This is a genomic window from Staphylococcus piscifermentans, assembly GCF_900186985.1.
Classification (GTDB): Bacteria; Bacillota; Bacilli; order Staphylococcales; family Staphylococcaceae; genus Staphylococcus; species Staphylococcus piscifermentans.
On the sequence record NZ_LT906447.1, the window covers coordinates 1589225 to 1603091 of the forward strand.

The following is a 13867-nucleotide window of genomic DNA, read 5'->3' on the forward strand; positions in this document are numbered from 1 at the left end:
GTTGAACATCGATTTGCACTAGAGGTTAAACCCTCTCACATAATGTACTTGTCCACCCGAGCTGTGTCTCGGGTGTACTTATTTCATTGAAATCACACACAATTTATTCAATAAATAAACTTATTAATTTTTCCAAGGGAAGGAAGAAGGGAATTATGAAATCTCAAGGCTCTGTCAGAGAGATGATCGCAAACAACCAAAAGAAAAAGAAAGGGTTAAGCGATAAAATTGTACCGATTATTCTAGCAATTATCGCAATCATTTCTATCTTAACAACGATTGGTATTTTGGTCACACTCTTAACTGAAACAATTACATTTTTCACTCGTGTTTCACTCACTGAATTCTTATTCACTAAAGATTGGAATCCGTTCTCATCAACACCTAAATATGGGATTTGGGCATTGATTCTAGGTACTTTGAAAGTAACATTTATTGCTACAATTTTTGCAGTACCTGTTGGTTTAGGTGCAGCTATCTATTTAAGCGAATATGCATCAACACGTATGCGCAAGATTATTAAACCTATTTTAGAAATCTTAGCCGGTATTCCGACAATTGTTTTTGGTTTCTTCGCATTAACTTTCGTAACACCGATGTTGCGCCACGTTTTCCCAGACTTAGGAAGCTTTAACTCTATCAGTCCTGGTTTGGTAGTTGGGGTTATGATTATTCCATTAATCACAAGTTTAAGTGAAGACGCAATGGCTTCTGTGCCTAATAAAATCCGTGAAGGTGCACTAGGCTTAGGCGCAACAAAATTCGAAGTATCCTTAAAAGTGGTATTACCAGCAGCAGTTTCTGGTATTGTCGCATCAATTGTCTTAGCAATCTCAAGAGCAATCGGTGAAACAATGATTGTATCATTAGCAGCAGGTAGTACTCCGGACCCATCATTCAGCTTAACTGGTTCTATCCAAACTATGACAGGTTATATCGTACAAGTAGCAACTGGTGATGCGACATTCGGATCTGATATTTATTACAGTATTTATGCAGTAGGGTTCACACTCTTCCTCTTTACACTTGTAATGAATTTAATTTCTCAATGGATTTCAAAACGCTTCAGAGAGGAGTATTAAGATGGCAACTACAGCAACTACTCATCCAAATGAAAACAAAGCTCTTGTGGATCAAAATAAAGTTGAAAAAAATATTTCTAGTCGAATTACTAAAAATAAAGTGCTTAAATGGGTATTCTTCGCTTGTACTATGATAGGCCTACTTGTTTTAGCAGCTTTATTAATCAATACCTTAATCAAAGGGGTTCCATATTTAAAACCTTCGTTCTTTACTAACTTCTCATCTTCAATGCCGCAAATGGCAGGTATTAAAGGTGCATTAGTCGGAACACTATGGTTGATGATAACAATTATACCGATTTCAATTATCTTAGGTATCGGAACAGCTATCTACTTGGAAGAGTATGCAAAAGCTAATGCATTTACAAACTTTATTAAAATCAGTATTTCAAACTTAGCTGGTGTGCCTTCAGTAGTATTCGGTTTATTAGGACTTACAATTTTCGTTCGCGGTATGGGCATTGGTGCCTTATCACTTGGACAATCAATTTTAGCAGCAGCTTTAACAATGTCATTACTGATTTTACCGGTTATTATCGTTTCAAGCCAAGAAGCCATTCGTGCTGTACCTAAATCAGTGCGTGAAGCTTCATACGGATTGGGCGGCAACAAATGGCAGACGATTTATAAAATAGTATTGCCAGCAGCTTTGCCTGGTATCTTAACTGGTTTCATCCTTGCATTATCACGCGCATTAGGTGAAACTGCACCATTAATCTTAATCGGTATTCCAACGATTCTACTGCGCTTACCAAGCAGTATCTTCGACCAATTCCAAGCAATGCCGATTCAAATTTATAACTGGGCAAAAATGCCGCAAGAAGCATTCCAGCACGTTGCATCAGCAGGTATCATCGTGTTATTAATTCTCTTACTTGCAATGAACGGTTTAGCAATTTTCTTAAGAAACAAATTCAGTAAAAAATATTAATCATGTCAGTGTAAGACTCACGATTACTTTTTCATAAAAGGAGTTTTAACAATGGAAACAGTTAAAAATAAAAAAGAACAAGAAATAAAAGAACAACCTATTAAAGTGGAACGCCAAACAGAAAAAACACCGCAAGAAAGAAAACAAGAGGACGCTAAGAAAGACGTTGTTTATTCAACTCAAAATTTAGACTTGTGGTACGGTGAAAATCACGCACTTAAAAATATCAACTTAGATATTTTAGAGAATAACGTAACAGCAATTATCGGGCCTTCAGGTTGCGGTAAATCCACTTACATTAAAACATTAAACAGAATGGTGGAACTTGTACCATCTGTTAAAACAGCAGGTAAAATTTTATACCGTGGCAATGATATTTTCAGCTCTAAACAATCAGTTGAAAAATTACGTACGAACGTAGGAATGGTCTTCCAACAACCTAACCCATTCCCTAAATCGATTTATGACAATATCACTTATGGACCAAAAATCCATGGTATTAAAGATAAGAAAACATTAGACCAAATCGTAGAAAAATCACTTCGCGGTGCAGCAATTTGGGATGAATTAAAAGACAGATTAAACGAAAACGCATATGGCTTATCTGGTGGTCAGCAACAACGTGTTTGTATCGCTAGATGTTTAGCTATCGAGCCAGATGTTATCTTAATGGATGAACCGACATCTGCACTTGACCCGATTTCAACTTTAAAAGTTGAAGAACTCGTTCAAGAATTAAAAGAACAATATTCAATCATCATGGTAACTCATAACATGCAACAGGCAGCACGTGTATCAGACAAAACAGCATTCTTCTTAAATGGTTACGTTAATGAATATGACGACACTGACAAGCTCTTCTCTAATCCTTCTGACAAACAAACAGAAGACTATATCTCAGGACGTTTCGGTTAATGACAGTTATCCGTCAACATTACGAAGAGCAGTTAAAAGATCTAATCAGAGATCTGCGCGCTCTTGGCGTCAAAGTTTACTACAGTATTGAATGTGCTGTAGTATCTTTGAGCAAAGAAGACCGCAACTATGCGCGTCAAGTCATTAAACGTGATTTAGATATTAACCAATTAGAAGATGAAATCAATGAAAAAGTAATTATGCTGATTACCAAACAACAACCGATTGCAACTGATTTAAGAATGATGATTGCAGCTTTAAAAATTGCTTCTGAATTTGAACGTATTGGAGATAATGCCGCAAGCATTGCTAAAATACGTAAACGTGTTAAAATTACCGATCATTATATTTTGACACGCTTGAAAACAATGGGGAACTTGGCGTTACTCATGCTTAAGGACCTTGATACAGCGTTTAGAAATAAAGATGTAACTTTAATTTTAGAAATTATCGAACGAGATAAAGATATTGATGATTTATACAAAGACATTGTCAATACAACTTATCTTATTGATAACGATCCTTTTGTAGCAGGGCAAGCTCATTTAGCAGCAAGACAGTTAGAAAGAATGGGTGACCATATTGCTAATATTGCCGAAAACATTTATTACTACATTACAGGAGAAACATACGAATCATACGTATAAATAAACAAGGAGCCAGGACATCGGCTCCTTGTTTTATGTTCTCTTACTTATTTTGTTTCACTATCAATTTCTTTAGTCAATACTTCTAGTTCATCCACTAACGAACCGATATAAGAAATTGTTTCTCTTAATGGTGCATCTGTTGTGATATCAATACCTGCAGTTTCAGCTAACTCTACTGGAGATTGACTGCCGCCTGCTTTTAAAGTGTTCAACCAATCTTCAACTGCTGGCTGTCCTTCATTTTTAATACGTTGAGACATTACCGTACCAATTGTTAAACCAGCTGAATACGTATAGGAGTATAATCCCATATAGTAATGCGGTTGACGCATCCATGTCAGTTCAGCACCATCAGTAATCTCAACTGCATCTCCGAAGAAATCTTGATATACCTTTCTTGTAATTTGATTTAATGTAGCCGCCGTTAAGGATTCACCTTGGTCGACTAAACGATATACTTCACGTTGATAAGCCGCTTCTAACAAATGCGTTACCATATTATGGTAATAAGTACGTGAAATAATCGATCCGATTACCCAGCGCTTGAATTTCGGATCATCACTGCTTTCAAATAAATAATTCGACATTAACATCTCATTCATAGTAGAAGGTGCTTCTACAAAGTACATTGAAGCTTCAGATTCTAAGAAGTTTTGATGACTTTGCGCTAAGTTGAAATGTCCTGCATGACCTAGTTCATGTGCTAATACAAATGTTTCGTTCATTTTTCCAGTCCATGAAATAAAGACATAACTGTGAGAAGCGAAAGGACTTGCACAGTAGGCACCAGTTTCTTTGCCTTTATTTTGCGCGAAATCAATCCAGCGATCTTCATATGCATCTTGTACCATTTGCAAATAATCATCGCCTAAAATTTTCAATGCATTAAAGATATACTCTTTAGAATCTTCAACTGAAATTTCAGGTTCATAGGATGGATCAATTGAAATTTTCAAATCTTCGAATTTCATCTTTTCCAATCCATGCACTTCTTTAAGCAATGTGGCATAACGTTGCATAATTGGTGCTAACTCACTCATAATCACATCGATTTGACGGTCATACATTTCTCTTGTTACTTCTTGTTCCTCAAGCAGATAATCAATAACAGAATCATAGCCTCTTAAATCCGCTTCAATTTTCTCTTGTTGTACATGCGTATTATAAATAGCTGCTGTAGTATTTTGATATTGACGTAGCGCATCGCTGAAGTAACGGAAACTTTTACGACGAAATTCAGTATTCGGATTATCTTCGTATTCATTTTCGAAAGTCGCATAATCTAAAGGATATTGTTGGTTATCTACTTCAAATGCCTCGAAATGAATATCCAGCATTTTTGTAATCCCGTACATGTCATAAGCTGCGCTAAAAGTAGGGGAAAGTGCTGCTAATGTTTTTTCTACCTCGTAAGAAAGTTGATGCGGTTTACGCTGTTTTAATTTTTTCAAGTAATGTGGATATGGTGTTTCAGCAATGAGTTGATCCAACTGTGCATCAGATAATGCCAGAATTTCCGATTCAACAAATGCCAGATTACTGGCAATCTTGCCATAAGAAGTGCTTAATTTCGCACTGAGTTTTTGTCCCGCTTCATCTGTCGTATCTACGCTATAACGCATTTCAGCATAGTTGCCGAGGCGATCAATCTGAATTAAAATTTCACTGAGTTCAGGCAGAGCGGCCTTTACATTCTCCACTGTATTCAGTTGGCCGGCATATTGATGATTAAAACGTTCTGTTGTTTTGAATACTTCTTCTAAAGTTTGGTAAAATGCCTCATCTGATTGAAATAAATCAGACAAATCCCATTTTTCCTGCTCGGGAATATCTTTTCGTAATGGTAATCCTTGGCTCATGTCGCATTCCTCCTGCAATTTTTAATTTCACTATAGCTAAATTATACAGCAAGCAATCTGTGAAAGCATCTCACGCCATTCCTATATAGTTTTGATTTAATATACTTTAAGGTACAATAAGAAGAAAGAATGATTATGCTCATATTGATGAGAGGAGTAACATAATGACGATTTTTGATATGCCAAATTATTTATGGATTTCAGTAATTGCGGTACTAATAGTTACTGCGTTCTGCGGTCTAGCTTTAAGTAAATGGGTTGCGCCTGCAATTGCGACATTTATCATACTAGGCGTACAGGCATTCTTTATTCCAAACTTTGAAAAAATTACGTATCAACCATTATTAGGATATGCCGCGTTTATGGCTATTATCAGCTTAATTGAAAGTTTCCTAATATGGTATTTCACTAGAGGTTGGAGACGCAGACGACTAGAAAAACGTTTAGCAAAAGCAGAGCGTCAATCTGATGAACGTCAAGAACGCCTACAACGTCATAATCGAAAATAACGCGTAGCAAGATAGGGGAATGAGACAGCACTTTGTCTCATTCCCCATTTTTAATTCGAAAGTGTAAGTATACTCATTTGAAATTATAATTTAAGATTTTCTTTAATATAATATAGATTAGTATTATAATATTAAAGCAGAGTGTAATGCAGAAAGGATGATTACATTGAAAAAAATAATCTACTCTACCGCTGCAACAACGTTATTGCTTGCAGGTTGCAGTAATGGAGGAAATCAACATAACCAAGCTAATAATTTAAATATCGAACTTCCATTAAAAACGAATACATTAGCTCCTTATGATACAGATGTTCCCGTTTCAATCGGCGCTGCCGAAACCCTTTTTAAAACTTTATCTGACGGTAAGATCCAGCCATACCTCGTTAAATCTTATCAACAGCCATCTGACGATACTTTAAAACTCACATTAAAAAACAACATCAAATTCCAAAATGGACATCACTTAACAGGAGAAGCAGTGAAAAATAGTTTAGAAAAAGGGTTAAAAGACAGTGATTTGCTTAAAGCAACACTTCCCATTCAATCTATACAAGCATCCGGCCAAGATGTCACTATCAAAACTAAGGGGGCTTTCCCTGAATTAGTATCTGAACTCGCAAGTCCATTTACTGCAATTTATGATACTAATGCTAAAACAGACGTTAAAAAAACACCAGTAGGGACAGGGCCTTATGCGATTAAAGATTTCAAACGCTCTCAAAAAATTGATTTGAACCAAAACAAAGACTATTGGCAAGGCAAGCCTAAATTAGAACATCTCGACGTGACCTTTAATGAAGATGGCAGTTCACGTACGGATCATGTATTATCTGGAAAAACCGACATTACTACAAATGTTCCAGTTGATAAAATTAAATCGGTAAAAGATTCTGATAAAGCATATTTGAAAGCTACTTCAGGATTCAGAACTTCCTTACTGCTATATAACCATACCAGCACTAAAATGACCAAGGAAGTTAGAGAAGCGCTGGATAATATTATTAATCGTGATCAAATCACTTCTAAAATTGCAGATAATTATGCCAAACCAGCTACAGGTCCATTCAATACTAAATTAGACTTTATCCAAGATAAAACAGTACCTAAACAAAATATAGAAAAAGCCAAAGCATTGATGGAAAAAGCAGGTTATTCAAAAAAACATCCTCTTACTATAAATGTGTCTTCTTATTCTGGTCGTCCTGAATTGACTAAAATAGCTCAAGTGATTCAATCTGACGCTAAAAAAGCGTATATCAATATTAAAATACAAAATGTAGATGATATTGAAGGCTTCTTGAAAAATAAAAAAGATTGGGATGCTTCAATGTATAGTTTCGGTACTATCCCACGTGGCGACACTGGTTACTTCTTCAATATGGCTTATAAAAAAGATGGTGCAGTAAATAAAGGAGCTTATCATAATCAAAAAGTAGATCAATTAATTGATGAATTAAATCATACAGTGGATAAAAATAAACGTCATGCACTTACAAACGAAATTTTAGAAGTATCTAAAAAAGATATACCTAACAGCTATATCACATATAATGATCAAATTGACGCTATCAACAAAGACGTTCAAAACTTTAAAGTAACCCCTGAAGGCATTTACTTAATTGATTATAAGGTAGATAAACAAAAGCATGATTAAAAAAATCCTTTTCAGATTAGGACAAATGGTGATTGTATTGTTTGTCCTGTCTACGCTTACATTTATTCTGATGAAACTATCGCCTGGCGATCCTGTCAATAAACTATTGCATATTGATGTGGCTAATGTTTCGCAAGATAAAATCGATGCTGTCAGAGATAAATTAGGATTGAATCAGCCTATACTCATACAGTGGTGGGAATGGTTTACACGTATCCTGCATTTAGATTTCGGCAAGAGTATCCAAACGGGTGAACCTGTTACCTCTGAATTGCTTTATTTTACACCGCCGACATTAATAATTGCTGGCTGCACTTTACTAGTTACATTTATCGTTTCTGTCAGCTTAGGAACATTAGCAGCCTTTAAATATCATACTTGGATTGATCAGACAATCAGAATTTTGACTTCAGCTTTTGTCAGTATTCCTTCATTTTTCTTAGGTATACTTTTAATTTATCTCTTTTCACAAAAGCTGCAGTTATTACCAGCCTCAGGGATTGATTCGGCTGCCGGTTATATTATGCCTGTGATCGCTTTGAGTATCGGATTATGTGCTTATCATGTACGTTTAATGCGCTCCACCTTGATTGATTTATATCAAAGTAAAGAGGTAGCCGCTTCTAGAGCACGCGGAATGTCAGAACGATATATTCTCTTTTCCGATATCTTCAAACCTGCTTTAATTCCTGTGATTTCTATTTTAGGCATGTCAATCGGCGGTCTGATCGGTAGCACGGTGGTCATTGAAAACTTATTTGACATACCGGGAATCGGCTCTTTCTTAGTAGAAAGTATCCGTTCCAGGGACTATCCTGTGGTGCAAGGTGCCGTTTTAATGATTGGCTGCTTTGTCGTAATCGCTAACGCCTTAACTGATATTATTGTACTCTTTTTAGACCCTAAACAGCGCTATACTCCAATGAAAAAGAAAACTTGGTGGGGCGGTTCGCGTAAAGGGCAGGTGAAACAGCGATGAAATTCAAATGGAAAAACCTTATTTTTTATTTATTTTTCATTTACTTATTACTCTTAGTGATTTTGCAGTTCACTACCTCTACGGACAAAGCATTGAGTGTCAACTTGGACCAAGCGCTCCAAAATCCAAATCTCCATCATTGGCTCGGAACTGATGATTATGGAAGAGATTTATACGCACGTTTAGTTATTGGTGCTCGCTATACTTTAGCGATTGCACTCATGACCCTCGTAATGATAGTGCTGATTGGTGTACCTTTAGGTTTGATAGCCGGTTATAAAAAAGGATTTATTGACAGCATGATTATGCGTATTATCGATATAGGTTTAGGTATTCCAGAATTTGTCTTAATGATCGCTTTCGCTAGTTTCTTTAAACCTAGTATTTGGAATCTGGTCATCGCAATCACTGTCTTGAACTGGATGACTTATACTCGTGTAACGCGAGCTATAGTTAATACTGAAATGAGTAAAAATTATATCCAGTTAGCGCGACTTTTTCATACACCCACTCGTGTTATCATTTTTAAACATCTCTTACCTCAAGTGATACCTTCATTAATCGTCTTAATGATTGTAGACGTGGGTAAAATTATATTGTATATCTCTTCATTATCATTCCTAGGATTAGGTGCGCAACCGCCATCTCCAGAATGGGGAGCAATGCTCTCTGCAGGTCGAGATTTCATGACTCAGCATCCGATAATGTTGATTGCGCCTGCCTTTATGATCGCATTAACTATTTTATTATTTAACTTAGCGGGCGATACTTTACGTGACAGACTATCTGAAAAGAGGGATTTGTATGACTGATTATCTCTTGCAGCTGCATCATTTAAATATTACAGATAGCAACGGTAATTATCTTATTAGAAACTTGAATTTAGATATTTTAAGAGACAATGTCAATGTTTTGATTGGGCAAAGTGGCTCTGGCAAAAGTTTGACGGCAAGTGTACTGGTACAACAATATCCGAGTGCTTTAACTGTTTCCTTTGACAGTTATCTCTACCAACAACAATCTATCGACAATGTAAAACGATTGTTAGGGAATAAAATTGGTTATATCTCGCAAAATTATGCCTACAGCTTCAATGACCATACCAAACTTAAAAAACAACTCTTAGCCATTTACCGTACGCACCGTGATGTCTCTAAAGCTGAGGCGCAGCAACAAATCAAAAGGGCACTTGGATGGGTCAATTTAGACAGCACAGAAATTTTAGAGAAATATCGCTTTATGCTTTCTGGGGGCCAGCTAGAAAGAGTCTATATAGCAAGTGTTTTAATGCTAGAACCTGAACTGATAATTGCAGATGAACCTACAGCAGCCTTAGATGTTATAAATGGTAAACGTATAATGGATTTAATACAACATATTGCTAAAGAACATCATACAACGTTGCTGCTTATTACGCATAATCTCTCGCATGTTTTAAAATACGCTGATTATATCAATATCATTAAAAACGGTGAAATGGTTGAACAAGGTTCAGCAAACTATTTTAAGACTGCGAAGTTGCAACCTTATACGCAACAATTATTCAATGCTCGAAGTAAGTTGATTAGGAAGGAAGATCATCATGCTGAAACTTAAAAATGTATCTTTTTCATATGCAGAACAACCTGTATTAGAGCACCTCAATTTGGCGATATCGGCAGGGGAGCTGATAGGAGTTATAGGGGAGAGTGGTTCAGGTAAAAGCACTCTTATGGAACTAATACTAGGAGAATTGGAACCTGATGAAGGGATAATAGATAGCAATACACAACGTATTCTGCCGATCTTCCAACAAGCTTCACAAAGCTTTAATCCTAGACAGCGACTTAAAATTGCTTTACAAGAACCATTGAAATACTATGCTAATGCCGAAAAATCTTTCGACCAAATTGTATTGCCGTTGATGGAACAGCTGGATTTAGATAAATCGTTATTAAATCGTTATCCAGGCCAAGTCAGCGGCGGTCAATTACAACGCTTTAATGTTCTGAGAACTGTAATGTTGCAGCCGGATATATTAATTTGTGATGAGATTACAGCCAGTTTAGACGTTATAGCAGAAAATAAATTAATCGACATATTAAAACAAATTCATGCTGAACAACAATCTACGATGATCATGATTTCACATGATATTGCTGTATTAAATCAGATAGTTGATCGGATAATTGTTTTAAATAAAAGAACTATTGTGGATGATTTCAAAACTCAAGATTTGTTTAGCGATGAACGTAATGACTATACCAAAGCATTAATCGATGTCTATCAAGAATAACGTAGCAAACACACCAGATATAGAAGGCTGGTGTGTTTTTTAGTATAATTTTAGATTATGTAAACTAAAAATTCCTTTTGTACAGATCAAATTTACAGTATATATGTATGTAACTAAGTTTGCTGTTTCTATCGTTACTTAGTTGTATTTGATATATCGATATAGATGGTTGCTATAACCGTTATCGTTATACATGTCTCTATATCGATATAGTCGAAACGTAAAACCTCATACGTATGAAAGTACTAATGCATCAACGAGTAAAGTTCAAAGTCAATCATACGTATTAAAAACTTAAATTTGTAAACGCAGCTTTATAAAGGTATATAACAAAATAGGGTTATGAAAGGTACTCTCTCTCACTCTATAGTTAACTTCCTATAATATATATTATGTAAACTAAAATATCAAAAACAAAATACTACTTTCACATATCTTTATTATTCCGCTTATTACAACTGTTTACTTATTTACTGTATTTAAATACTTATTTTAATGTGCTATCCGACTTCATTGATTTCAATTAGCTGCTTGCTCGTTTATATAACATAAATTAAACGTCTTTAATCATGTAGCTAGTTATTCAAGTTTGAGCTAATTTATTATGATCACTGGCTCTGAATTTCTAGCATCTATGGATAATGAATCACCAAAGTCATTTTTCAATGCAACTCAGACGTTCTCTCAGCATCATTGATTCATCAATTAACGCACAAATTGCTAGAAATTACGAATCACTAACAACAATCTCTATAATTTGATCTATAGTTTGCTATCTTTAAAAATACTAATGCTGTACGGTACGACCGATTGGTAATTTAAAGCTTGTTTATATAATTAAGGATATCTTTATCATGATCTAGACACTCATAACTTGAATTAACAATCCTAAACCACTAGATTTAATTAATAAATACTATTTAGTTTACATAACATAGATATAGTTATATTTATTCGTTGTTTATATTTCACTATTTGCAACTTTTATGCAACTATCTGTTTGACGCTTTCCAGCATAGAAATTGAATTCATGCCTCTGAAGATAGTCACTTTTTAGACATAACTTTCAACTTTTTTACGTTATTTTTACATAAAAGTAAAGGTTTAGGGTATTCATGTATATATACTTTTATAAAGAGGTGTTTATATTTATGTCAACTAAAAACATCAGATGGTCAAGTTTGCTTATCGGGATCTTATTTGCGATTATCGCTATTTTAGCTGTAAGTTTTCCAGTTCAAAATATTTATGCTATTACTTGGCTCATTGGTATTTTCTTCATTGCTAATGGTATTATGGAGTTATTCTTTAGACGTTTAACTAAAGCTTTCGTAGGAATTTCAAGCGGTTGGATTCTCCTATTAGGTATCTTAAATATCATTTTCGGTATTTTACTTATTATCTTTCCAGGTGCGGGTTCAACATTTATTATTTATCTATTTGCTTTTTGGTTTATCTTCAGCTCTGTGCTTGGAATTTTTGTGGTTACACCTGAAGAACGAACAAGCAAATGGTATCATTTCTTCTCAGTGCTCGTTAATATTATTGGCGTGATTGCAGGTATTATCTTGCTCTTCAATCCGTTATTAGGTGCATTTGCTGTGGCTTTCTTCGTCAGTGTAATGTTCTTACTCATCGGAATCAACTATATTTTTGATGCATTCGCACATTAATATAAAAAAAGAGTGCTTTTGAGGGATTTTTCCTTAAAAGCACTCTTTTTTTATTCATCACTACCCTACTCTATTACTTTTTAATTTTCTTTCTTACATTATCTAAAGTAGTAAAAATCCAATATTTCACTTTTTGAATAGGTTTATAGAAGTCACCGATCAACTCTTCAATTTGCACATTAAATCCACGCTTGAAGCGGTACACTCCGTAGTCTTCACTGTCTTCAGTAAAATCACCTGATAAACCATAGAAATTATATCTATCGTAGCCATGTTCAAAGCAATAGTTAATCATATACCAATGCATCATATAAGGACCCATGTATTGGTTGTATTTTTCAGAAGAACCGCCTGAGAAATAATTGACTTCATACGCGTTTGTAAAGTAAACACCTGCAGCTAAGTCAAGGATTGAGCCGTCTGTTTGGCGCAATTCACTCGCTTTAAGCAATTCTTTTTGATCATGATCAATTTGTTTATCTAGTTCAGAAATTTTCTTCAGTTGTTTATCTGATTTATTTTCTTTAGCCATCATTTGATCGCGGCGACTTTCTTTGTCGTTAAGCCCTTCTTGCAATGATTTAATATATTCATCTAAATCAATGTAAGCTAATGGTACTAATACTTTATCACCGTAGTGTTCGATAAAGTTTTTAAAATAATCGTCTGTTTTTGAAGCGAATCCTGCACGCTCTTCAGTCTCACGATAAAGTTTAAAGAAACGATCCAATTCATCTGGACCTAAGAACTTCACTTTAACGCCATGGTTAATTGCTTTATTGATATTACGTTTACGTTGGCTATCAAATTTCTTTTTGATAGAGGCAGGTGTTTCATCTTTTAAATCTAGTACACCCATCCAACGCACTTGACTTGATGAATCGTACTGTGTTGTAAAGCCGTGGTGTTGATAACCATGCGCTTTAAATAAGTTCACGATTGCATCATTTTGTTGACGGCTTGGGAAAGGATTAATATCTTTGTCGTAAATGTGATAAATCCAGTATGGATCTAATTTAACATAAAGACATTGATGTTGGCGTAAGTACTTTTCTAACTCCCGCAAATAAAATTCGACTAATCCTAAGTCGCTATAATCCATAACTGGACCACGATTTGAATAATAAACATAACTTCCCATAGTCGGTATTTTAGAGAATAAACTTGCTGCGATTACTTGGTTGTCATCATTCTTAATCCCTAATAACACTACTTCAAAACCGTCAGCTTCACGTGTCCCTATGTTCTCTTTAGTTTGAAAATAGTGGCTTTCAAGTGATGGATTTTGAACAAAATTGTCGTATTCTTTAACTGTCAACTCTGTAAATTTCATTGATTTA

13 protein-coding genes are annotated in these 13867 nt (G+C 35.1%); 11 read left to right on the forward strand and 2 right to left on the reverse strand.

Going from position 1 to position 13867, the window contains the following annotated elements:
* Window positions 1-155: 155 nt before the first annotated feature.
* From pstC to phoU, 4 genes are read left to right on the forward strand one after another with little or no spacing between them, the layout of a single operon-like run.
* Entirely contained in the window at window positions 156-1082 is a 927-nt protein-coding gene (gene pstC, locus CKV71_RS07480) for a phosphate ABC transporter permease subunit PstC (RefSeq protein WP_095105371.1), read from the forward strand.
* 1 nt (window position 1083) lies between these two features.
* On the forward strand, window positions 1084-2013 hold the full coding sequence (gene pstA, locus CKV71_RS07485; protein ID WP_095105373.1) for a phosphate ABC transporter permease PstA: 930 nt from the start codon (window positions 1084-1086) through the stop codon (window positions 2011-2013).
* Between the two features lie 51 nt (window positions 2014-2064).
* Window positions 2065-2928, forward strand: coding sequence for a phosphate ABC transporter ATP-binding protein PstB (gene pstB, locus CKV71_RS07490; protein WP_095105375.1), 864 nt, complete (start codon window positions 2065-2067; stop codon window positions 2926-2928).
* Window positions 2928-3575, forward strand: coding sequence for a phosphate signaling complex protein PhoU (gene phoU / locus CKV71_RS07495; protein WP_095105377.1), 648 nt, complete (start codon window positions 2928-2930; stop codon window positions 3573-3575). The genes pstB and phoU overlap by 1 nt, the downstream gene beginning before the upstream one ends.
* Before the next feature lie 47 nt (window positions 3576-3622).
* Here phoU and pepF read toward each other — a convergent pair whose 3' ends face one another.
* Window positions 3623-5437 (reverse strand): oligoendopeptidase F, encoded by a 1815-nt coding sequence (gene pepF / locus CKV71_RS07500; protein ID WP_095105379.1) that lies wholly within the window; start codon window positions 5435-5437, stop codon window positions 3623-3625.
* A 164-nt stretch (window positions 5438-5601) separates the two neighbouring features.
* Here pepF and CKV71_RS07505 point away from each other — a divergent pair, with 164 nt between their 5' ends.
* From CKV71_RS07505 to CKV71_RS07535, 7 genes are all read left to right on the forward strand, one after another.
* Window positions 5602-5946, forward strand: a complete 345-nt coding sequence (locus CKV71_RS07505) for a hypothetical protein (RefSeq protein ID WP_095105383.1) — start codon at window positions 5602-5604, stop codon at window positions 5944-5946.
* Window positions 5947-6112: 166 nt separating this feature from the next.
* Complete coding sequence (gene nikA, locus CKV71_RS07510; protein WP_095105385.1) at window positions 6113-7600, forward strand: nickel ABC transporter substrate-binding protein; 1488 nt, start codon at window positions 6113-6115, stop codon at window positions 7598-7600.
* A complete protein-coding gene (gene nikB, locus CKV71_RS07515) occupies window positions 7593-8579 on the forward strand; it encodes a nickel ABC transporter permease (protein WP_167376367.1) in 987 nt (328 codons plus the stop codon). The genes nikA and nikB overlap by 8 nt, the downstream gene beginning before the upstream one ends.
* A complete protein-coding gene (nikC, locus tag CKV71_RS07520; RefSeq protein WP_095105387.1) occupies window positions 8576-9391 on the forward strand; it encodes a nickel transporter permease in 816 nt (271 codons plus the stop codon). Before nikB ends, nikC begins: the two co-directional genes overlap by 4 nt.
* Window positions 9384-10175, forward strand: a complete 792-nt coding sequence (locus CKV71_RS07525) for an ATP-binding cassette domain-containing protein (protein WP_095105389.1) — start codon at window positions 9384-9386, stop codon at window positions 10173-10175. The genes nikC and CKV71_RS07525 overlap by 8 nt, the downstream gene beginning before the upstream one ends.
* Window positions 10162-10854 carry an ABC transporter ATP-binding protein gene (locus CKV71_RS07530; RefSeq protein WP_095105391.1) on the forward strand — a complete coding sequence of 231 codons (693 nt, stop codon included), beginning with the start codon at window positions 10162-10164 and terminating at the stop codon, window positions 10852-10854. The genes CKV71_RS07525 and CKV71_RS07530 overlap by 14 nt, the downstream gene beginning before the upstream one ends.
* 1151 nt (window positions 10855-12005) lie before the next feature.
* Complete coding sequence (locus CKV71_RS07535) at window positions 12006-12527, forward strand: HdeD family acid-resistance protein (protein ID WP_095105393.1); 522 nt, start codon at window positions 12006-12008, stop codon at window positions 12525-12527.
* A 73-nt stretch (window positions 12528-12600) separates the two neighbouring features.
* On the opposite strand, the gene CKV71_RS07540 is transcribed toward CKV71_RS07535, so the two are convergent.
* Window positions 12601-13860 carry an aminoacyltransferase gene (locus CKV71_RS07540; RefSeq protein ID WP_095105395.1) on the reverse strand — a complete coding sequence of 420 codons (1260 nt, stop codon included), beginning with the start codon at window positions 13858-13860 and terminating at the stop codon, window positions 12601-12603.
* Between the last annotated feature and the right edge of the window lie 7 nt (window positions 13861-13867).

Bases quoted from the DNA above. Each gene is read 5' to 3' on its own strand.
- CKV71_RS07535 (WP_095105393.1), top strand. From the start codon at position 12,006: ATGTCAACTAAAAACATCAGATGGTCAAGTTTGCTTATCGGGATCTTA.
- CKV71_RS07540 (WP_095105395.1), bottom strand. From the start codon at position 13,860: ATGAAATTTACAGAGTTGACAGTTAAAGAATACGACAATTTTGTTCAA.
- CKV71_RS07530 (WP_095105391.1), top strand. From the start codon at position 10,162: ATGCTGAAACTTAAAAATGTATCTTTTTCATATGCAGAACAACCTGTA.
- phoU (WP_095105377.1), top strand. From the start codon at position 2,928: ATGACAGTTATCCGTCAACATTACGAAGAGCAGTTAAAAGATCTAATC.
- pepF (WP_095105379.1), bottom strand. From the start codon at position 5,437: ATGAGCCAAGGATTACCATTACGAAAAGATATTCCCGAGCAGGAAAAA.
- nikC (WP_095105387.1), top strand. From the start codon at position 8,576: ATGAAATTCAAATGGAAAAACCTTATTTTTTATTTATTTTTCATTTAC.
- pstB (WP_095105375.1), top strand. From the start codon at position 2,065: ATGGAAACAGTTAAAAATAAAAAAGAACAAGAAATAAAAGAACAACCT.
- nikB (WP_167376367.1), top strand. From the start codon at position 7,593: ATGATTAAAAAAATCCTTTTCAGATTAGGACAAATGGTGATTGTATTG.
- pstA (WP_095105373.1), top strand. From the start codon at position 1,084: ATGGCAACTACAGCAACTACTCATCCAAATGAAAACAAAGCTCTTGTG.
- pstC (WP_095105371.1), top strand. From the start codon at position 156: ATGAAATCTCAAGGCTCTGTCAGAGAGATGATCGCAAACAACCAAAAG.
- CKV71_RS07525 (WP_095105389.1), top strand. From the start codon at position 9,384: ATGACTGATTATCTCTTGCAGCTGCATCATTTAAATATTACAGATAGC.
- CKV71_RS07505 (WP_095105383.1), top strand. From the start codon at position 5,602: ATGACGATTTTTGATATGCCAAATTATTTATGGATTTCAGTAATTGCG.